Origin of the sequence: Oscillatoria sp. FACHB-1407, assembly GCF_014697545.1 — a bacterium.
Taxonomy (GTDB): Bacteria; Cyanobacteriota; Cyanobacteriia; order Elainellales; family Elainellaceae; genus FACHB-1407.
In genome coordinates this window covers 409569-428743 of sequence record NZ_JACJSA010000002.1, presented here as the reverse complement: position 1 = coordinate 428743, position 19175 = coordinate 409569, and the positions used below count along the sequence as shown (strand labels likewise).

Sequence of the window (19175 nt, the reverse complement as noted above, 5' to 3'; positions counted from 1 at the left end):
ACGTTTGTTAGATATGCCAACGGGTCAATTTCAACCCAAACTGATTATCCATGGTGGAGCCGGAAGCTCCTTAAAAGGTAAGGGTGGTGTCGAAGCGGTTCGTCAATCCCTCTATGCGGTTATTCAAGATGTGTACGCCCTATTGTTATCTGGGGCGAGTGCTGAAGCGGCTGTTGTCCGTGGATGCGAGTTACTGGAGGACGATCCCCGGTTTAATGCTGGGACTGGGTCAGTGCTGCAATCTGATGGGCAGATTCGCATGAGTGCCTCGCTAATGAACGGCATGGCACAACGGTTTAGCGGTGTCATTAACGTGTCGCGGGTAAAGAACCCGATTAACCTGGCGCAGTTTTTGCAAGACTCAGACGATCGCATCTTGTCAGATCATGGTTCTGCGGAACTGCTGCGAGAACTGCAAATCCCAGCCTACGATCCCCTGACCGAGCTTCGCTTGCAAGAGTGGATTCTGGAGCGGCAGGGTAACTTCTCGAAAGAGATGGCAGGTGTGGTAGCTGAAAAGGAACTGGTGACAGAAGCTGGACGCGGCACGATTGGGGTCGTTGTGTTGGATAGCCAGGGACGCTTAGCTGCCGGAACGTCAACCGGGGGCAAAGGCTTTGAGCGCATTGGTCGAGTCAGCGACTCTGCGATGCCTGCCGGAAACTATGCCACAGCCCATGCTGCCGTGAGTTGTACGGGCATTGGGGAAGACATCATTGATGAGTGTCTGGCAGCCCGTATCGTCGTTCGAGTCACAGACGGATTACCGCTATCAGAGGCATTGGCTCGATCGTTCCTGGAGGCACACCAGCATAACCGTGACTTTGGGGCGATCGCCATTGATGCACATGGGGCGATCGGATGGGGCAAGACCAGTGAAGTTCTGCTGGCGGCATATCACGATGGCGATCGCATTGGTGATACGCTGGAACTCCCAACCGGACTGCAAACGGGTGCATCTGACGGTTAGGGGAGTGGCGGTTGAAACCGCAGCTACTAGACCAAAACCTGCCTACGCAGGTTCAAAACCTTCAGTCGCATAGGCGGACTTCGTTCCAATAGCCGTGAATTCATTCGCCGGGTTCAGTCCCCCAACTACTAGATTTACCCACTGCAACCGCCAGTTGTTAACCCTAAAACTCAAGAACTCCAACTTCTCGACGAAGTTGGAGTTCTCAAAGTGAACTGTCTCGTTTCTCAGGCTTTGCCTGGAAATCGGAGGTTCTACCTCTGCTAAGCACAAACGGCAAAGCCACTGAGGGGCATTCCCAGCCAGGAGGCTGGGAACGAGAGTAGAGCAAATTAACGTTTGACGAGCTTCTTCGACAGCTTGCGGAGGCGAATTGACTCAGGGGTAACTTCCAGCAGTTCATCCGGTCCGATGTACTCCAGTGCCCGCTCCAGGCTCATATCCACTGGAGCCTGCAACTGCACCAATTCCTCACCGCTAGCGGCTCGGTGGTTGGTCAACTGCTTCGTTTTGCAGACATTGAGTTCCAGATCTTGAGGACGGTTGTGCTCCCCAACGATCATGCCTTTGTAAACCCGCGTTCCAGGCGTGATGAAAAATACGCCCCGGTCTTCCGCGTTCTTCATGGCATAGAAGGTTGCTGTGCCTTCCTCAAAGGAGATCAATACCCCATTGCGACGCGCTTCGATATCACCCGACAGCGGACGGTAATCCAGGAAGCTGTGGTTCATAATGCCTTCCCCACGAGTCAGGCGCATAAACTCACCCCGGAAGCCGATCAAGCCCCGTGCTGGAATCACAAACTCCAATTGGGTGCGACCATTGCCGCCAACCCGCATGTCTTGCATTTCGCCTTTACGCTGACCCAATCGCTCAATGCAACCGCCAACGGCTTCTTCGGGAATGTCCAGCACCAGCAATTCGTAAGGCTCACAGGGCTGACCACTAACTTCGCGGTAAATCACCTGCGGCTGAGATACCTGAAACTCATAGCCTTCACGGCGCATGGTTTCGATCAAAATGCCTAGGTGCAACTCACCCCGACCCGACACAGAGTACTTATCAGGGGAGTCAGTCTCTTCAACCCGCAGAGCCACGTTGGTTTCCAATTCCCGGAAGAGGCGATCGCGCACTTGCCGGGAGGTCACGTAGGTACCCTCTTGACCCGCAAAGGGAGAGTCATTGACGGAGAAGGTCATTTGCAGAGTTGGCTCGTCCACCTTGATCAGGGGCAACGCCTGCGGTTCGTTAGGGCAGGTAATGGTTTCACCAATATTGGCATCTGCAAAACCCGATACTGCAACAATGTTGCCTGCGCTCGCCTGTTGCAGGTCAACTCGCTTCAGACCCTCAAAGCCCATCAGCTTTGTGATTTTGGCTTTGACGATAGAGCCATCTTCCTTCACCAGAGCCGCCTGCTGACCCATCTGGATTGTACCGTTGTGGATTCTGCCGATGACGATGCGACCGAGATAATCGGAGTAGTCCAGCGTGGTGACTTGCAGTTGCAGAGGCTTATCCACATCACCAACAGGGGGTGGAACGTGCCGCAGAATTGCTTCAAACAGGGGAGCCATATCGACAGGCTCATCGTCCAGTGCATCTTTGGCATAGCCGGATAGACCGGACGCAAATAAATAGGGGAATTCGCACTGGTCATCGTCTGCGCCCAGTTCCAGGAACAGATCCAGCACCTTATCAATCGCCCCATAGGGATCAGCCTGGGGACGGTCAATCTTGTTCACAACGACGATGGGACGTAGCCCTTTTTCCAGAGCCTTCTTCAGTACAAACCGAGTTTGGGGCATCGGGCCTTCGTTGGCATCTACAATCAGGATGCAGCCATCTACCATGCCTAACACACGCTCTACCTCACCGCCAAAGTCAGCGTGACCCGGAGTATCGACGATGTTGATGAGAGTGTCTTTGTAGCGAACAGCGGTGTTCTTAGACAAAATGGTGATTCCCCGCTCACGCTCCAACGTATTGGAGTCCATGACGCAATCTGGAACTTCTTCGCCTTCTCGAAATGTACCAGACTGTTTCAGCAGAGCATCAACCAGTGTTGTCTTGCCATGGTCAACGTGGGCAATGATGGCGACATTGCGAATCGGCAGAGTCATAAAGAAATTCCAGTAAGGGGTGAAATTTAAGAGGAGGTTATCGGATAACCGGGGCTTCTTAACAAAGTTTTTCTAGGAGTTAAACCACAATCCTGGTAAAGAAGCCTTTACAATTCTAGCTTACCCCTTTTCAAATCGCTTACTAACTTGAGGGCGATTGTCAGTGGTCAATTGTCAGTGGTCAATTGTCAATTGTCAGCGGTCAATAGCCAGTTGTTAATAGTTAGTGGTCAATAATCATGCCTGGTTTTGAGGCGATCGCCCTATTGAGGGGTATAGGCTTTCAACGCATATTCTCGAAACCGCTCCAGATCCGCTTGAATCGTGGACTCCACCACCCGCCCCAGGAACAAGTTGTCCATCAACTTACCCAGAAAGCCCGGAATCGCATAGGAGACTGATAGCTTCACAATGCTGCTGGATCCCCGGTCATAGAAGCGAATGGCACCTCGATTGGGCAGACCATCCACCGATTCCCATTGAATGATCTGGTGGGGCACTACCTTCAAAATGCGGGAGAGCCAACTAAACTCCAACCCGCCCGTTGCCAGTTTCCACCGGGATAGCTCTGGGTTGTCTTCCAATACTTTCACGGAGTCGATCCACTTCATCCAGCGGGGCATCTGCTCCAGGTCAGACCACAAATTCCACACCACATCGATGGGTGTTTCAACTTCGACTTGCACACTGTGTTCTAACCAGTCAGACATAGGGGGAAGAAGGAGGAAAGGATAAACGATAAAAGATGAAGGATAAAAGGTAAGAGATGAGGAAAGAATAAGAGATGAGAAATTAAGGTGGAGGTGGGAATTGGGAAATGAAGGATCTCTGAGTAGTGATAAGGAGAGTGTTTTGGATGTTCTAATTTTTTATCCTTTAGCCTTCATCCTTTATCCTTTCTAGGATTGCTTTAGCAGCGCGTCGTCCTGAAATCGTCGCCCCCTCCATGCTATCGATGTAGTCTTGCTGTGTGTAGCTGCCCGCCAGGAAGAAGTTGGAGACGGGGGTTTTTTGGTCTGGACGATACACATCCATACCAGGGGCTTCGCGATACAACGATTGCGCCAGTTTGACGACGTTATACCAGGTCATGTTGAGTTCCCGCGACGAGGGGAAAAGGTCGTGAACTTGCTTGAGGACGTGTTGAGCGATCGCCTCGTTACTTTGTTTGATAAACGGATCACCCGGAGTCAAAACCGCTTGAATCAGCGATCCCTGTCCTTCGCGGTAATAGTCTTTAGGACTGGACAGAGCCAGATCCGCGAAGCAGGAAAAATCTGCATCAGCCGTGTAGAGCAGGTTGTCGATTCCGGCGGCATGGTCGAGTTGCTTGCGTTCAGCCGTGTTTTCCATTTCGGTGACCCAACCATCAAACCGCAGTTGCACGGTTGCCACAGGCACCGTATCGAGCTTGTAAATGTTGTCAAACTCCTGCCAGCGTCGCCATTCCTCCGGTAACAAGCGTTGGGTTCCCGGTACGTCACAAGCACAGACATAGACATCGGCAGCGATCGTCTCTTCGCTATCGCCGTTAGCAACGACCAACCCAGTCACTTTGGTGCGATCGCCAGCATCCTCAAACAGTACCTTGCGAACGCCACGACGGGTGTAGACTTTGGTGCCGCGTGCTTCCAGATAGTCGAGGATGGGTTTATGCAGATACTCGTAGGGGGAACCTGCCAGCAGATTGAGCTTAGAGGCTTCGGTCTTGGCGGCAAACATCTGAAAGATGGTGAGCATACACCGAGCCGAGATATTTTCAGTGTCGATAAAGCCCAGAGCATAGGCGATCGGGTTCCACATGCGCTTGAGGCTGCCCTCTGAGCCACCATGTTGGCGGAACCAGTCGGCAAAGCTGATGCGATCGAGTGCTCGAATCATTCTCATTGCCCCTTCGTAGTCGATCAAACCACGCACAATAGGGCTTGTACCCAGGGCGATCGCATTTTGCAGTTTGTCGCGCAGAGATAACTGGGCGGTTGTAAAGAAGGCTTTGAGTCCGTTAAAGGGTGCGCCAATCGGGAAGCGGAAATCCAGTGTACCGACTTCACCACCCCGGTTGATAAAGGTGTGGGTGTGTTGCTTGGGCAGCAAATTCTCAAATGCACCAATCTTCTTCATCAACTCAAACAAGTTGGCGTAGTTGAAGAAGAAGACGTGCAACCCCATTTCAATATGGTTGCCGTCGGCATCCACCCAACTGCCCACCTTGCCGCCGACAAACGGGCGAGATTCAAAGATTTCGACCTGATGTCCGGCATCTGCCAGATCAATAGCTGTCACCAGACCTGCTAATCCTGCACCAACGATCGCGACTCGCATTCAACCTGTCCTACTCATATTCTTTACGTATTGTAAAGGGTTCAGGCGTCAGTACAATGAGTCCATGAAACTTTTGTGTTTAAGTAATGGTCACGGCGAGGATGCGATCGCCCTCCGCATTCTCCAGCATCTACAACAGCACCCATCCCAGCCTGAGATCGCGGCACTGCCGTTGGTGGGTGAGGGACATGCCTATCGAGATCACGGGATTGCGATCGCCGGACAGGTAAAACGGATGCCCTCCGGTGGATTCGTTTACATGGACAGTCGGCAATTGGTGCGCGATCTGCGAGGGGGCTTGCTGCAACTGACCTTCAAGCAACTCAGAGTCGTGAAAACCTGGGCACGGCAGGGGGGAGTCATCCTGGCGGTGGGGGATGTGGTGCCGCTGTTGTTTGCCTGGTGGAGCGGTGCTCCTTACGCCTTTGTCGGTACAGCTCGGTCAGAATATTACTTGCGCGATGAAGCCGGACTGTTGCCCCGGTCGTCGTGGTTTGCCGATCGCCTGGAACGCTGGTCAGATTCGGTCTTTCATCCCGTTGATCGCTGGTTGATGAGCCGTAAGCGATGTCGAGCCGTATTCCCACGAGATGGACTGACGGCAGAGTATCTGAGACGACGCGGAATAAATGCCTTTGATTTGGGCAACCCCATGATGGATGGACTGGAGCCAACCAAAACCCTGCTTGGGGGAAGAAGGGTTTCTTCAGAGACATTAACAATTGCGCTATTACCGGGTTCTCGTCCACCAGAAGCCTACGAAAACTGGCAGGTAATCATGCAAGCGATCGCTGCCATTGTCGCCGCATTTCCCAACAAACCCGTGTTGTTTTTGGGGGCGATCGCGCCTGGTCTTGACCTTGCTCCCTTACAACAGACCCTACAGACTCAAGGCTGGCAACTCACCGCCACGTCTACTGCCAATCAAACCTACACCTTGCATCCTGGGCTGCGTGCCCCACGCCCACAGATGATTTTGACCCAAACCGCCTTTGCGGATTGCCTGCATCAAGCCGACTTTGCGATCGCAATGGCAGGCACCGCTACGGAACAGTTCGTTGGACTGGGCAAACCCGCCATTATTATTCCGGGGCAGGGGCCGCAGTTCACTCCGGCTTTTGCTGAAGCGCAAACTCGTTTATTGGGAGCCTCAGTCATTTTGGTGAAGCAACCCGCTCAAGCCGCAACCGTCCTGCAATCTTTGTTGAAAGATCCCGATCGCCTCCAACTGATTGCCGAAAATGGTCATCGCCGGATGGGAACGGCTGGAGCCGCCCAGCGCATTGCAGGCAAGCTAATGGAACGATTCCAAAGACACGATTAATCGCGTCCCTATCTGTGAAACCGTGAATTAAAGTGTGTCTGTCCCTGTAGCTATGCGCCCGCACTTTAGTCGCAGGTGGGATAGAGCAAAGGCAGCAGGGGTTTCACGCAAATTTCTGGACACACCCACTTTTATCCTTCATCCTTTATCCTTCTCTCTTCTTTCTTCTTTTTTATCCTTCATCCTTCATCCTTTATCCTTTCCCTTATCTCTCTTCTTTTTTTATCCTTCATCCTTCATCCTTTATCCTTCTCTCTTCTTTCTTCTTTTTTATCCTTCATCCTTCATCCTTTATCCTTTCCTTTATCTCTCTTCTTTTTTTATCCTTCATCCTTCATCCTTTATCCTTTCCTTTATCTCTCTTCTTTTTTCATTCTTCTCTCTTCCCCTCCATCCAACGGCGGGTGCCAAAGTACTGACAGGCTTGAGCGGCGATCGCGGCTGCCTGCGCCAATGCCTCTGCAAAGGGCGATCGCAAGATGTAATGGCAAAACGCCCCGTGAAAGATGTCACCTGCGCCTAAGGTATCAACGGCTTGAATTTGAGGAACGGGCAGTGCGATGCCCGTTGAGTCGAGGGAGTCGTAATAAAAAATAGGTTGCTCTCCATGGGTGATGGCAATTTTGGGAATCCCCAAGTCTCTCAGGGCGACAACCACATCGGCTTCTGTAGTGCATCCGGGAGGATGAAAGTTGGCGGAACAGATGGCGTAGTCTGTCCAGCGTAAGACCCGATCAAATCCAGGCTTCCAACTGCCGCCATCCACTACGACTGGGATGCCATTGGCTTTAGCCTGTTGAGCGATCGCCTCTCCCACAGCCATTTGATGCCCATCAATCAACACAATATCGATGAGTTTGCCAGCGATCGCCTCTAAAACAGCGGCAGGAATTGCCTCAACTCCTAGCTGCTGCTTAACTGCATTTAAAGCCACGACTGCCCGTTCTCCGGTCGCCTGCGTCACCAGGATGGAGGAGACAGGTGGGACAAAAGCCTGATTGGGAATCAGATCCGCGATCGCCACTCCCCTCGATTCCACATCGGTTCGAATCAGGTGGGTCATGGGATGGGTTCCCAATGCGGCTAGCAACATGGCGCATTGACCAACGACCTCTTGTTGGTTGAGATGGGCAAAGGTAATTGCGGCATTCGTTGCCGGACCTCCTGCTGCCACAATGGAATCTAGGGCAACAATCTTTTGGTTGGAGGTTGGCACCTGTTCCACCAGATAGATCAGATCCAGCGTTGTGATTCCGACAAATAATCCACAATAGGTCATGTCTGATCGAGGTGTTTTGTTAATGGTCGATCGTCAGTGGTTAGTAGTCAGTGGTCAATGGTCAATGGTCAATGGTCAATGGTCAATGGTCAATGGTCAATGGTCAATCGTTGATAGTTAGTGGTCAGTAGTCAGTAGTCAGTGGTCAATGGTCAATGGTCAATAGTCAATGGTTAGTGGTCAATCGTTGATAGTTAAGGTGAATTCGGGATCAGGATTTCGGCGGTTAAAACCGCATCTATTGGAGCAAAACCGACCTGAGTCGGTTCGTCAAACCTTGATTTTCCGGAGTCCACGTCGGTGGACTTCGCTCTAGTAGCCGCGAATTCATTCGCCACCAATCCACGATTGACTATCCACAAATGACAGATACCATTAACAATTGACAATGAACAATTGATCGACTGATCTCCAAGTCGGTTCATTTTAAGTAATGGATGTTAAAGCTGGTACTCTCTATGTCGTCGCCACGCCCATTGGCAACCTGGAAGATATGACCTTCCGGGCGATCGCCGTATTGCAGCAGGTGGATGCGATCGCTGCCGAAGACACACGCCACACTGGAAAGCTGCTGCAACACTTTCAGATTACAACTCCCCAAGTCAGCTATCACGAACACAACCGCACCAGTCGTCTGCCGGATCTGTTGAATCGGTTGCAGCAGGGAAAGGCGATCGCCATTGTCACCGATGCAGGGGTTCCCGGCATTTCCGATCCGGGGTATGACCTGGTGAAAGCCTGTGTTGAGGAGGGGATTCCAGTCGTACCCATTCCCGGAGCCAGTGCGGTGATTACGGCTCTCAGTGCGGCAGGGTTGCCCACCGATCGCTTTGTGTTTGAAGGATTTCTCCCTGCCAAAGGCAACGAACGGCGCGATCGCCTGGAAACGCTGCAAACGGAACCCCGCACCCTGGTTTTTTATGAGTCGCCTCATCGACTGCGGCAAACGTTAGATGATATGGCGGCAACTCTAGGAGGCGATCGCTCCATTGTGCTGGCGCGAGAATTAACCAAGCTGCACGAAGAGTTTTGGCGCGGTACTGTAGAAGAGGCGATCGCGCACTACACAACCCATGAGCCGCAGGGTGAATTTACCATTGTCTTGACCGGGGCAGAATCAAACCAACCCCTACTTTCAGAAGCGGCTCTTAAAGCAGAATTACAGCAGTTAATCCATCAAGGCTTATCTCGCTCACAGGCGAGTCGGCAATTGGCACAGCAAACCTCTCTTTCTCGTCGTGAAATTTATCAGTTGGCACTTTCTATCTCCGATGACACGATTTCTTAACCTGAATCCTAATTCGCCTCACCGTATCGGTCTTGCTCTGTTGGGCTTAGTCGTCATCGCGGGTTGCAACTCTGCTCCTGAAGTGACCTCTTCTCCAGAGCCATCTCCCCAGTCACCTACCACTGACGCAACCCCCACCGCTACCCCCACTCCCGCTGCCTCTCCCTCTGAAACCGCCGTTCAACCGAACCTGATCTCAGAGCAGGGGATCGGTGAAGCGCGTCTGGGCATGACGCTTGGGGAACTCAAACAAAAACTGGGCGCATCGGCTGAGTTTGAGGTTAAGTCGCCCTTCATCGTCGATTTTGATGCGATCGCCGTTCGTCAATCTGGCGAGGTGAAATACTACATCCTGCATCTGGCGGGTCAACCCTTGCAAGATGCAGACGTGATTCAGGGTTTGCTCACCGACAACCCCAGCTTCAAGACCGCAGCAGGGGTCGGTCCCGGAACCTCCATCCAACAGGCAGAGGCAGCCTACGGCAAAGCTACCCTGTCCTACAGCACCTCCAACGAGTCGAGAGAGTATGCTCGCTTTGAAGACCAACCCGCCGACAATGTCTCCTTTGCAACAGGGAACGGCAACACCGAGACAGCCGGGGTTTACCCCTCACCCATCGGCGAATTTAACGAAACTCAAACCTTTCGAGAAGGAGCTACAATCCAATCGGTTTTGATCGTCTGCCTCTCCGAAAATTGTGCTCAATAGGAAGAAGGGAAAAAAGAAGGATAAAGGCTGAAGGATGAAGGATAAAGGCTGAAGGCTGAAGGATAAAGGATGAAGGATAAAGGATGAAGGATAAAGGATAAAGGCTGAAGGCTGAAGGATAAAGGATAAGAAAGCTCTCAACTGAGCATCGTCAACCTCAGCAGCATCAACCAAAGACGATTAACCATTGACCATTAACTACTGACCATTGACCACTAACCATTGACCATTGACCACTGACCATTGACCATTGACCACTAACCATTGACCACTGACCATTGACCACTAACCATTGACCATTGACCATTAACTACTGACCATTGACCACTAACCATTGACCATTGACCATTAACTACTGACCATTGACCACTAACGATTGACCCATGCCCCCTGACGATTGACCTATGACAATCGACCCATGACAACATCCATTCAATTTGGAACCGATGGTTGGCGCGGCATTATTGCTGATGATTTTACCTTCGCTAATGTCTGTCGGGTCACTCGTGCGATCGCCCACTATCTCTCCACCACCTACTCGCACGATCGCCCTGTCCTGGTTGCCTATGACACTCGCTTCTTCGCAGATCAGTTTGCTCAGACAGCGGCTCAGGTGTTGGTTGAGGCAGGGTGGCAGGTCAAAATGGCGGATCGAGATTGCCCTACACCCGCGATCGCCTACCATGCCAAGCATCTCAACTCGGCAGGGGCGTTGATGTTTACCGCCAGTCACAATCCGGCTTCCTATTGCGGCATCAAATACATCCCCGACTATGCGGGTCCTGCCACCAATGAGATTACCAATGCCATTACCGCAGCCATTGCCCACATGTCAGCGATCGCTCCCACCGAGCAGAATTCCCCTCTAATCACCTATTTTGACCCCAGACCCGACTATTTGCGATCGCTCTACCAGTTCCTCGATGTCGATCGCATTCGTCAGGTGCATCTCTCGGTTAAGTATGATGCCCTCTATTCCACCTCTCGCGGCTATCTCGATATGGCGTTACAGCATTGTGGCTGCACCGTTGAGGTGTTGCATGATTACCGCGATGTGTTGTTTGGTGGTGGAATGCCTGACCCCAAAGGCGATCGCCTGACTGAGTTAATTGCAGCGGTGCGGCGAGATGGAGCAGCAGTGGGATTAGCCACGGACGGAGACAGCGATCGCTACGGCATTGTGGATGAACAGGGCAACTGTCTACCTCCTAACACAGTGATGCTTTTACTGGCGCGTCATCTAATCAAACACAAAGGCAAAACTGGGGCGATCGTCCGTACCGTAGCGACCACCCGTTTGTTAGACATCTTTGCTCAACAACATGGGCTGGAACTGTACGAAACTCCCGTCGGGTTCAAATACATTGGGCAAAAGATGCGCGAAACCCCGGTGCTGATTGGTGGCGAAGAATCGGGCGGATTGAGCGTGTTGGGACACATCCCTGAAAAAGATGGGATTCTGGCAAACCTGCTGGTTTTGGAGGCGATCGCCTATGAGAACAAGCCCCTGAGCCAGCTAGTTAATGATCTGATTGCCGAAGTGGGAGGACCATTATTAAACCACCGGGTTGATCTGCGACTCAGCCCATTTCAGCGATCGAAGATTTTGCAGACCTTTGTGGAATCTCCGCCAACGGCGATCGCCGGAATCCTCGTTAAAGATGTGGGCTACAAAGACGGCATCAAACTTTACCTGGAGAATGGCGATTGGATCTTACTACGGCTCTCCGGCACCGAACCCCTACTGCGCGTCTACATGGAAACTGTCACTCTTGAGCAGCAAAAGCAGATCACTCAAGCGATGCAGGAGATGATTCAGGCAATTGGGTGAGGGAATAGGGAGTGGGGGATGGGGAGTAGGGAGTAGGGAGTAGGGGAGTCAGTGGTTTCCCCTCTACCCTCTACCTCCTTCATAGATGAAGCTCATCAACCGCCGCAGGTGGGTCCAGCCAACTCCCCAATCGCCACATCGGGTCCCTTGACAGCGACGTTAATGCGCCCAACGGTCAATGTCCCTGACAACGTCACGGAAAACTCACCCTGCACAAAGCCACCGCCCGGTTGCCACTTGATTCCACTCAACCGAGCATTGGGGTCGGGGTTGACCAGTTCTCCTCGGGGGGAGGCATTGACCACACTCGCACAGCGCGGCAATTCCAGAACCCAGTTACTCAAATCCTGGGCGATCGGCAACTCTTCTACGTAATATCGCCAGGTTGAAGTCCTGCCTGTGTAGGAAACTCCCAAAAAGCTGACCCGATAACCGTTTGAGAGGGTGACGACATCTCGATAGGTTACATCGTCATCATCATCGCCGTCGTCATCATCGTCATCGTCATCGTCGTCGTCATCATCGTCATCGTCATCGTCGTCGTCATCATCGTCGTCGTTATCACAGTCTAGAGGACAAGGAACCCCGGTTGAACCTGTTACAGTTCCACTACCCGTCACTGTAGTTGTCACAATCTCAACTTGGGTAGTCTGAGCGATCAGGCGATAGGCTTGAATTTGTTCGACCTCGATACGTTGATCGCGTCTGCCTCCCCGCGCGTCATAGCGAATCTGGGCGACTACTCGTAATTCGGCGTCTGCCAGGTTGAGTTCTAAAGCGTCCAGGCTTTCCTGCAAATCGCCGATGGAAATCACTTCAGGTTGTAGGGTGACCCGTCCTGCCTGCCCAACAATCAATCGTGCCCCTTGATTGGTATAAATCTCCTGCCAACGTCCATCAATTCGCACAAATACCTGATAAACCGCATTGGCGTAGGTGGTTTCGGGCTTGTTGAGAATATCGAGTTGAACCACCAGGTCAGTGACTTGCTGACGCGCATTAACAAGACGAGCCACTTGCAGCGTTGAGTTCCACTCCTGTCGTCGCTCTTGCCGCTGACTAACTTGTATCGGTGCATTAGTGGCTTGAGTTGAGAGACTAGACCCCTGCCAAAAAAGAGTTGTGGCGATTAGAGCCAGGGGAAGTTTTGTCCAAAGTGTTCTCCAAACTGAGCGGTTTGCAGATCCGTTTTGCATAGTTAACCGGGTTTAGCAGGTGAGTAGAAACTGGCGTGATCGCAAGCTGTCTGCCAATTCTCTCACCAGGACAAGAAATGGAGAGTCGAAGTTCCTAAATAGGTGTTTGTTTTTTGGCGGTGCTGATCTTGGGGATGAATGAGTCGCGAGCAGGATGCTCGCACTGGGTTAAACGATTTACCTGAAAGGAGTGTGAGCGTCTCGCTCACGTCTGTGTCAAAATAATCATCCCTCTATTCGCAACGTTCGTTTTTTTACCCTCAAATGAGGGGTTGGCACCTACTCGTGCAACTAGCCGTTAAGATGGCTTTCATACGCCATTCTGACCACGACTGCCATGGCAAACTTCATCGTCTCGATCATCATCGCCTTTTGGATTATGGCGATCGCCCTGATCTCTGTGCAAAATGCGGCTCCTGTTACCCTGCGGTTTCTCACCTTTCAATCGGTACAGATGCCACTCGGCATCGTCGTCGCCTTTGGAGCGGCGATCGGCACAGTTGGCATGGCTTTGATATTGCCCTCCCTCAAGCCGAGCCGTTCTGCTGCACGGGAAGACTTTGAGGATTAGTTCAGCGAATAAATCCGTCCGTCAATTAACAGGCGGGTAATTCCTTTAGCTTGCAGGTAGGAACTCGTTTTTTGCAGCATTTTGCCATCGGGCACTTTCACCACCCGCTGCATTCGACGCAAAAACCGCTTCGCGACCCGATGGTTATCAAAAATTGGCAGCGTCTTTGCTTGGGTTTCCTCATCGGGGATCTGACCCAACTCCGCAAAATCTTTGAGCGGACGGGTGATCAACTCAGAGGCGCGATCGACCACGAGATAAAACGTCTTGGGGATCGATGCCTCTGACAGCGGCAGCACTTGAATCAACCCCTCACTCTGAACGTGCAGAGTCGTAACTTCATCTAAGCCTTCGGCGATCGCATCCTCATCGTCATCCAGGTCGTCCTCATCCTCATCGTCATCCAGGTCGTCATCCTCCAGGTCGTCCTCAAAGTCCTCTTCGGGGTCGATGATTTCTTCCTCTAAGATTTCCTGGAGGGGGCTGGCTTCTGGAACAAAAGGAGCTTCAACCGCTTCTGGTTCGGCTGGGGCTGGAGGGTCAATCAGGTCTAAGGGTAACTGCGCTTCGGTGACAGGCTCATCCGATAGGGTCGTCGCAACCGTTGAGCGTTTGCGCTGACGCCGATAGGGTGCGTTTTGCGTCGAGGGCAGTTCCACAGGTGAGATCTCTGGCTCAATGCCTGGGACAGCAATCTTTTCCGCAACGGGGGTAATCACCTCCAGCGGCAACGTGTCCTCCGATGCATCCGAGGACTCACCTCCACTCTTACCAGCAATCCGCTTTTGCTGGATGAGGGCTTCGTATTCGTCATCCGACAGTGTTTGCTTGAGAATTCGGCTAATGGTCGTATTACTCACCCCATACCGACTTGCCAGGGTAGAAGTCGTCTCCTGGGTTTCGCGATAGAGCGTGAGGATCTCTTGTTTATCGGAATCAGACAGTCGTTTAGGAGCCATACCGCGAACTAGAAACAATCAATAATTGCCGCTGCAAATTAATGCACCACCCAGGAAGATGAGTCAGCATCATCTGCTTCACCAGAGATCTATTCTGGCAGGTTAGATAGCCGCAATCAATCTAACGCTTAATAGAGTTCATTGTCAGCCTCTTCGACGACTGGTTCGGCGAGAACGAGTCGAGAGGTCATATTCTAGGGCTGCCCCAATCGCAAAGAGGCAGGCACTAAAGATGAAAAATACCTCTGGCAGTGCTCCAGTTTGGTAGTCCTCAATGTTATAGACCGCGTAGAAGAACCACAAATCAGCGATGTAGAAACACAGGGCGGCTGCCGCAATAAACCGCCAGGAGAGCGAAAATCGCCCGCCCCAAAACGCCAGGAGCAGAGTCGTCGCCATCACTACCAGTGAGATATCGCCGACAAGATAAAACAGCAACACAACCGAGGCAAAGGGAGCTAAAAACTCTTCAATGGCGATCGCCCATCCTGGAGCAGTACTGGGTTCTTCAGCGGGAGCCACCTCAGCGGGAGCCGCCTCAACAGGGGCTTCGGGAGCCACCGGGGGAGCCGCTGGAGCGACTTGAGGAGAAGCCGGAGGATCTGCTGGAGGGGCTTGAGCAAAGGCGGGCTGCTCCAGCGATGGTAGGGTGACCGACTCGGCTAAGCTTGCCTGGGAGGGTTTCAACACAAGGAAGTAGGCAAGGGCAACACTACCGATCAGAATGCCAAACACAATTACCCATTGAGGCGGAGTCAGAGTCAATTGTCTGGATAGGACAGCCAGCAACATTCCCCAACCTAACAACACATAGGTCAATAGGAAGAAAAAGTCACCAGGGGTCACATCTGGCTCTTTACCCAAACCCAGTTCCCAATAGCCTAAAACCAGATTTCCTACAAAATAGGACAGCATACCCAGTCCAATCAGCAACCAGACAGTGCGTCCACTGACAATTTGAGGGCTGCGCCAATTGCGGAAACAGAGAATTGAGGCTCCCAAAAAAGCTAAATTCTCAAGAATGTAGGTCGTGATGCCATACCATTCGGGACGCTCTTGCCCTGGCAACGGAACACTGAATAGAAGGAAAAATAACAACGCAAAGATCGCCCAGGCACTAGCGACAAGGACGAGGGTTTGTACAGATAGGAAAGACTCTAGGGAAGAGGTTTTTTTGCTCAACGGGCTGCTCCTCAAGGCGTAATTGAGGTCAAAATTCTGACGAGGCAAAAACCAATGGGTCAAAGCCTGAAATTGTCTACAGTCCTCAATATTACGTCTGTTCTTCAACAATGCATATTAAGCATTGCATATTAAGACAAATTGAGCGTTTATGATCAACTTTTTTGCAATTATCTAGCTTAAGCTTGCCAGACTTTACCCGTGGGAGACTGCTTTAACCACGCCACAAACTGATTGCGATCGCCACTGGGCATATCTTGCAATACATCCATCACCCGTCCAGTAAAGCTGGCATTGCCAAAGTGTTGTTTGCCGATGCGATACAACTCCTGCAACAGCATGTTGAGGTGATGCTCCTCCCAGGGAGGCACTTGCAGTGATGCCAGGGGATCAACGGTTAACAGTTGATGGACGGCATCGGGAGTTCCCGCTTGAGGGAATTGCCCTTTCTGAAACACTCCCTCAATTTCTTTTTGAAATGATCCGGCCTGCCGTGCCCCTAACAAGTCTTCAATGTCGATGTAGACTGCCTGTAACAGCAGCAGGCTCGCCTGAATAAAGGATGGGGTTGTCGCATCGCTGGTCGCTTGGGGATCAGCACTATCACCCGCTAGTTGGTCGAGTCGCACTTTGCCCCAGACACTATAGCGGTCTGGTTCTTCGAGCAAGACGCAAGCCTTACCGCGATTGTCAGTCAAATCGCGCCAAAACGCCTTCGCATCCTCTTCTTGAGCAGCACCAAATACGCTAATCAGACGAAACGTCTGCCCCTGGTAATGGAGAATGGGAATCTGTTGATCCTTCTTGGGATGCTGCACACTTGTAATTTCAACATCCTGTCTCTTTAAGATAAACATGACGCTGCCAATTAACTCCTATCAGGGCAGGGGGTTGAGCTAAACCGGGGATTGCACATTCCCCTAAAACGCAATTGTTGCAGTAAATGCTGAAATGGACTGCTTCTCAGTGTACATCTATGAATAACAACTTGAAGGATGTCTGACAATACAAGAAAAACCTTTTGTTTGGAAGTGGGTCAGCATAACACAATGTTGTAGTTATCCTGATACTATATATTGGTTCAAGATGGGCGTAAAAGCATACTGCTTTTTATTCTTCCCATAAATTCTTGAAGGAGTTAACCTGAATATCCCAGGTTGCTCTTGTGATTTGATAGGCTCCAGTAGCTCAGCTGGATAGAGCATCTGCCTTCTAAGCAGATGGTCGCAGGTTCGAGTCCTGCCTGGGGCGTTGCCATGCACTGTGCGTGGAGAGTTCGAGCTACATCCAGGGTGAAACCATCGATATGATTGAAGTCCTCGCTGCCCTATCTCTGTCAGCAGCAGCAGGAGTGAGAATCGCCCTACCTCTGCTTTTAATTGGGTTGCTCTACAGCGATAACTTTTGGGCGAATGTTCCGATCTTGTCCCAATTCTCACCTCAACTCGTGTTAGGGGTCCTGGTAAGTTGGTCGTTGATTGAGCTTTTGCTGTCTAAAGAGCCAGTAGGGCAACGGTTTTTACAAATCATTCAACTCCTGTTTAGCCCGATTGTTGGGGCGATCGCTGGAATTACAGTGGCAGTTACGACCGAGTTAGAGGTGTGGCTTACTTTTGTTTTGGCAATTGTCGGGGGTCTGTTGGCACTGGTGTTACAACTGGTGCAAGTGGGATGGTCTTATCGCCTCCAACGAATGCCCCTATGGGTGATCTTTTTGCAAGATTTTGTTTGTGTTTCGCTGGTGCTGTTTGCGCTGGATGCACCCCGTCAAGGAGGGTTAATTGCCTTATTGCTGCTCTGGTTGGCGATCCGGAGCTCTAAAGAGTGGCAGCGGTGGTATGAAGATCAGGCAAGTCCGGGCGATCGCTCCACGGAACGGACTGCTTCGCATCGCCGCTCACCCCGACGCGGGAAACAAGACCCGGATTGATTGAGTCAGGGGGTTGGATGAGCCGATGGGGGTTCACTCGGTAGAAAACTCATCCCGATAAAATTGGCGACACATCACAATGGGAGAATCTGCAATGCCATGCATTGGGCAGGTTTGGCTGCCACACACAGCGCAATTTGCCTGAATCGGCAAAATCAGCTCAGTAGCACTGTAGAGGCTGATCCCCTGACTCATAAATCCTTGCGCTTCGAGGTCAGTCAACGAGTTGCAAATCAAGATTGCCTTCTCGGTATTGCAGTGCTCTCTGGAGTAATTGATTTTCTCCAGCGTTTTACTAAAACTTTCGAGCTGTGGTTTGATCTCAATCAGCACTTTCTGAGGTTGGCTGCTAAAGCAGGAAGGCTTTTCCTGGGAGTAGTAGTCTTTGTACTGGATGGTGTATGTGCCGTCGGGATAGCGTAATGTGCGGATAAAGCGCAGAAATGGAACCGTAAAGTTACCTGCGGCATCCAACGTACACCACCAGGTTTTGTGCCACGCCTCATAGGGCAAATTCAAAATGTCCTCAACCTGACGAGCCGAGAACCCCGAATGAGCCAATAGGGCGATCGCCTGTGCCATGGGAATTGTCTGTCCCAGCGTTTGCAGTTCCGATTCACAGTGGGTCAGACTGGACTGTCGCGATCGCGACAAATAATTGAGGTTGTTGTCCGATCGCTGGGGATCAACCTCCACCGGAGCATCACTTAAGACACATTGCACCGATTCAAACTGAATAATGCCATCGATCGTTTTCCTAGCGGTTAGAGGCACCCCGATGGTAGAGGAAATGGCTCCAATCTGGTGATATTTAACGATGGGTGGGCTGCAATTCACCAACAGCGATTTCAACACATGCTCTTCGGCGATCGCCAGGGCAATTTGAACCTGGTCATGAGGTGTAATTCGTCCATCACGGTCTTGAAGCGGATAACTCAATGCATGGCTCAGCATGGCTCAATACCCCAGGAGATCGGGTTAAGCGATCGCAGCCCTATCACAACTGTCATTAGCAGCGACAGCGAGGCAACAGAGCATAGACGATAGTTTGTCTCATTTTGATCGGTTTACCGAGTTTTGTGGGTAATGCAAATGCACTCTTAACGAAGATGTAATGAACCCTAATTTTTACCGATTAAAGTTTGTCGATCGTTAATAAACTTTATTTTGGCTAGAGTATCGGGGCGATCGTCGTTGCAGGAAATTTATGAATTTTAGTGTCATACCGATTTAATGGTTGATTGTGGCAGATCATTGGGTAGGGGCGTTTCGCGAAACGCCCTTACGGAATCATGTGCAGCGAAGCCAATTTAAATTGGTATCAGTTCGGTCAAGCCCCGGCGAGTGAATTCGCGGCTACCAGAACCAAGTCTGCCTTCGCAGATGACCGAAAATCAAGGGTTAGACAAACTGACGCAGATCGGTTCTGTTCGTAATAGTTGCGGTTTCAACCGCCAAAATCCTGAGCCCGACTTCACGTGGTTTTAGTTC

General features: G+C 51.4%; 19 protein-coding genes and 1 tRNA gene. 10 read left to right on the top strand and 10 right to left on the bottom strand.

What is annotated here, in order from left to right; all coding sequences use genetic code 11:
- The first annotated feature begins 13 nt into the window (after positions 1 to 13).
- Positions 14 to 970, top strand: a complete 957-nt coding sequence (locus H6G89_RS05050; protein WP_190504170.1) for an isoaspartyl peptidase/L-asparaginase — start codon at positions 14 to 16, stop codon at positions 968 to 970.
- A gap of 332 nt (positions 971 to 1302) precedes the next feature.
- Here H6G89_RS05050 and typA read toward each other — a convergent pair whose 3' ends face one another.
- The 3 genes from typA to zds all read right to left on the bottom strand — a co-directional run bounded on the left by typA (position 1303) and on the right by zds (position 5415).
- Positions 1303 to 3093 carry a translational GTPase TypA gene (typA, locus tag H6G89_RS05045; RefSeq protein ID WP_190504169.1) on the bottom strand — a complete coding sequence of 597 codons (1791 nt, stop codon included), beginning with the start codon at positions 3091 to 3093 and terminating at the stop codon, positions 1303 to 1305.
- 263 nt (positions 3094 to 3356) lie between these two features.
- Complete coding sequence (locus tag H6G89_RS05040; RefSeq protein ID WP_190504168.1) at positions 3357 to 3803, bottom strand: SRPBCC family protein; 447 nt, start codon at positions 3801 to 3803, stop codon at positions 3357 to 3359.
- Between the two features lie 166 nt (positions 3804 to 3969).
- Positions 3970 to 5415 (bottom strand): 9,9'-di-cis-zeta-carotene desaturase, encoded by a 1446-nt coding sequence (gene zds, locus H6G89_RS05035; RefSeq protein WP_190504167.1) that lies wholly within the window; start codon positions 5413 to 5415, stop codon positions 3970 to 3972.
- Positions 5416 to 5479: 64 nt separating this feature from the next.
- Between zds and H6G89_RS05030 the strand changes: the two genes are divergently transcribed.
- Positions 5480 to 6739, top strand: a complete 1260-nt coding sequence (locus tag H6G89_RS05030; RefSeq protein ID WP_190504166.1) for a lipid-A-disaccharide synthase-related protein — start codon at positions 5480 to 5482, stop codon at positions 6737 to 6739.
- Positions 6740 to 7109: 370 nt separating this feature from the next.
- Here the strand turns inward: H6G89_RS05030 and H6G89_RS05025 are convergent, their stop codons facing one another.
- Positions 7110 to 8018 carry a PfkB family carbohydrate kinase gene (locus tag H6G89_RS05025; RefSeq protein WP_190504165.1) on the bottom strand — a complete coding sequence of 303 codons (909 nt, stop codon included), beginning with the start codon at positions 8016 to 8018 and terminating at the stop codon, positions 7110 to 7112.
- Here H6G89_RS05025 and H6G89_RS34325 point away from each other — a divergent pair.
- The 3 genes from H6G89_RS34325 (at position 8017) to H6G89_RS05015 (ending at position 10015) form a co-directional block, all read left to right on the top strand.
- Positions 8017 to 8139: a D-galactonate transporter gene (locus H6G89_RS34325; RefSeq protein WP_199336527.1), complete on the top strand. Its 123-nt coding sequence runs from the start codon at positions 8017 to 8019 to the stop codon at positions 8137 to 8139. The genes H6G89_RS05025 and H6G89_RS34325 overlap by 2 nt on opposite strands.
- A gap of 312 nt (positions 8140 to 8451) precedes the next feature.
- The gene (gene rsmI, locus H6G89_RS05020; protein WP_190504164.1) at positions 8452 to 9306 is read left to right on the top strand and encodes a 16S rRNA (cytidine(1402)-2'-O)-methyltransferase; all 855 of its coding nucleotides are present in this window, start codon (positions 8452 to 8454) and stop codon (positions 9304 to 9306) included.
- The gene (locus tag H6G89_RS05015; RefSeq protein WP_242059825.1) at positions 9290 to 10015 is read left to right on the top strand and encodes a hypothetical protein; all 726 of its coding nucleotides are present in this window, start codon (positions 9290 to 9292) and stop codon (positions 10013 to 10015) included. The genes rsmI and H6G89_RS05015 overlap by 17 nt, the downstream gene beginning before the upstream one ends.
- Before the next feature lie 257 nt (positions 10016 to 10272).
- Here H6G89_RS05015 and H6G89_RS05010 read toward each other — a convergent pair whose 3' ends face one another.
- A complete protein-coding gene (locus H6G89_RS05010; protein WP_190504400.1) occupies positions 10273 to 10443 on the bottom strand; it encodes a hypothetical protein in 171 nt (56 codons plus the stop codon).
- On the opposite strand from H6G89_RS05010, the gene H6G89_RS05005 reads away from it, so the two are divergent.
- On the top strand, positions 10434 to 11846 hold the full coding sequence (locus tag H6G89_RS05005; RefSeq protein WP_190504163.1) for a phosphoglucomutase/phosphomannomutase family protein: 1413 nt from the start codon (positions 10434 to 10436) through the stop codon (positions 11844 to 11846). The two genes, H6G89_RS05010 and H6G89_RS05005, sit on opposite strands and share 10 nt — an antisense overlap.
- 95 nt (positions 11847 to 11941) lie before the next feature.
- Here H6G89_RS05005 and H6G89_RS05000 read toward each other — a convergent pair whose 3' ends face one another.
- On the bottom strand, positions 11942 to 13042 hold the full coding sequence (locus H6G89_RS05000) for a hypothetical protein (protein ID WP_190504162.1): 1101 nt from the start codon (positions 13040 to 13042) through the stop codon (positions 11942 to 11944).
- 337 nt (positions 13043 to 13379) lie between these two features.
- Between H6G89_RS05000 and H6G89_RS04995 the strand changes: the two genes are divergently transcribed.
- Positions 13380 to 13613, top strand: a complete 234-nt coding sequence (locus H6G89_RS04995; protein ID WP_190504161.1) for a lipopolysaccharide assembly protein LapA domain-containing protein — start codon at positions 13380 to 13382, stop codon at positions 13611 to 13613.
- On the opposite strand, the gene H6G89_RS04990 is transcribed toward H6G89_RS04995, so the two are convergent.
- The 3 genes from H6G89_RS04990 to H6G89_RS04980 all read right to left on the bottom strand — a co-directional run bounded on the left by H6G89_RS04990 (position 13610) and on the right by H6G89_RS04980 (position 16611).
- The gene (locus tag H6G89_RS04990) at positions 13610 to 14572 is read right to left on the bottom strand and encodes a helix-turn-helix domain-containing protein (RefSeq protein ID WP_190504160.1); all 963 of its coding nucleotides are present in this window, start codon (positions 14570 to 14572) and stop codon (positions 13610 to 13612) included. The genes H6G89_RS04995 and H6G89_RS04990 overlap by 4 nt on opposite strands.
- 144 nt (positions 14573 to 14716) lie before the next feature.
- Entirely contained in the window at positions 14717 to 15754 is a 1038-nt protein-coding gene (locus H6G89_RS04985) for a hypothetical protein (protein ID WP_242059824.1), read from the bottom strand.
- A gap of 179 nt (positions 15755 to 15933) precedes the next feature.
- Positions 15934 to 16611 (bottom strand): Npun_F0813 family protein, encoded by a 678-nt coding sequence (locus tag H6G89_RS04980; RefSeq protein ID WP_190504159.1) that lies wholly within the window; start codon positions 16609 to 16611, stop codon positions 15934 to 15936.
- A gap of 320 nt (positions 16612 to 16931) precedes the next feature.
- On the opposite strand from H6G89_RS04980, the gene H6G89_RS04975 reads away from it, so the two are divergent.
- Together H6G89_RS04975 and H6G89_RS04970 are read left to right on the top strand one after the other, a co-directional pair.
- Positions 16932 to 17005: transfer RNA gene (locus tag H6G89_RS04975), tRNA-Arg, on the top strand.
- A 55-nt stretch (positions 17006 to 17060) separates the two neighbouring features.
- Positions 17061 to 17684: a DUF4126 domain-containing protein gene (locus H6G89_RS04970; RefSeq protein WP_190504158.1), complete on the top strand. Its 624-nt coding sequence runs from the start codon at positions 17061 to 17063 to the stop codon at positions 17682 to 17684.
- 33 nt (positions 17685 to 17717) lie between these two features.
- On the opposite strand, the gene H6G89_RS04965 is transcribed toward H6G89_RS04970, so the two are convergent.
- Positions 17718 to 18638 carry a hypothetical protein gene (locus H6G89_RS04965; protein ID WP_190504157.1) on the bottom strand — a complete coding sequence of 307 codons (921 nt, stop codon included), beginning with the start codon at positions 18636 to 18638 and terminating at the stop codon, positions 17718 to 17720.
- Positions 18639 to 19028: 390 nt separating this feature from the next.
- Between H6G89_RS04965 and H6G89_RS04960 the strand changes: the two genes are divergently transcribed.
- Positions 19029 to 19172 carry a hypothetical protein gene (locus H6G89_RS04960; RefSeq protein ID WP_190504156.1) on the top strand — a complete coding sequence of 48 codons (144 nt, stop codon included), beginning with the start codon at positions 19029 to 19031 and terminating at the stop codon, positions 19170 to 19172.
- The last annotated feature ends 3 nt before the right edge of the window (positions 19173 to 19175 follow it).

Bases quoted from the DNA above. Each gene is read 5' to 3' on its own strand.
- H6G89_RS04980 (WP_190504159.1), bottom strand. From the start codon at position 16,611: ATGTTTATCTTAAAGAGACAGGATGTTGAAATTACAAGTGTGCAGCAT.
- zds (WP_190504167.1), bottom strand. From the start codon at position 5,415: ATGCGAGTCGCGATCGTTGGTGCAGGATTAGCAGGTCTGGTGACAGCT.
- H6G89_RS05030 (WP_190504166.1), top strand. From the start codon at position 5,480: ATGAAACTTTTGTGTTTAAGTAATGGTCACGGCGAGGATGCGATCGCC.
- H6G89_RS05015 (WP_242059825.1), top strand. From the start codon at position 9,290: ATGACACGATTTCTTAACCTGAATCCTAATTCGCCTCACCGTATCGGT.
- H6G89_RS05025 (WP_190504165.1), bottom strand. From the start codon at position 8,018: ATGACCTATTGTGGATTATTTGTCGGAATCACAACGCTGGATCTGATC.
- H6G89_RS05005 (WP_190504163.1), top strand. From the start codon at position 10,434: ATGACAACATCCATTCAATTTGGAACCGATGGTTGGCGCGGCATTATT.
- H6G89_RS04995 (WP_190504161.1), top strand. From the start codon at position 13,380: ATGGCAAACTTCATCGTCTCGATCATCATCGCCTTTTGGATTATGGCG.
- H6G89_RS05000 (WP_190504162.1), bottom strand. From the start codon at position 13,042: ATGCAAAACGGATCTGCAAACCGCTCAGTTTGGAGAACACTTTGGACA.
- H6G89_RS05010 (WP_190504400.1), bottom strand. From the start codon at position 10,443: ATGTTGTCATGGGTCGATTGTCATAGGTCAATCGTCAGGGGGCATGGG.
- typA (WP_190504169.1), bottom strand. From the start codon at position 3,093: ATGACTCTGCCGATTCGCAATGTCGCCATCATTGCCCACGTTGACCAT.
- H6G89_RS04970 (WP_190504158.1), top strand. From the start codon at position 17,061: ATGATTGAAGTCCTCGCTGCCCTATCTCTGTCAGCAGCAGCAGGAGTG.
- H6G89_RS04990 (WP_190504160.1), bottom strand. From the start codon at position 14,572: ATGGCTCCTAAACGACTGTCTGATTCCGATAAACAAGAGATCCTCACG.
- H6G89_RS34325 (WP_199336527.1), top strand. From the start codon at position 8,017: ATGTCTGATCGAGGTGTTTTGTTAATGGTCGATCGTCAGTGGTTAGTA.
- rsmI (WP_190504164.1), top strand. From the start codon at position 8,452: ATGGATGTTAAAGCTGGTACTCTCTATGTCGTCGCCACGCCCATTGGC.
- H6G89_RS05050 (WP_190504170.1), top strand. From the start codon at position 14: ATGCCAACGGGTCAATTTCAACCCAAACTGATTATCCATGGTGGAGCC.
- H6G89_RS04965 (WP_190504157.1), bottom strand. From the start codon at position 18,638: ATGCTGAGCCATGCATTGAGTTATCCGCTTCAAGACCGTGATGGACGA.
- H6G89_RS05040 (WP_190504168.1), bottom strand. From the start codon at position 3,803: ATGTCTGACTGGTTAGAACACAGTGTGCAAGTCGAAGTTGAAACACCC.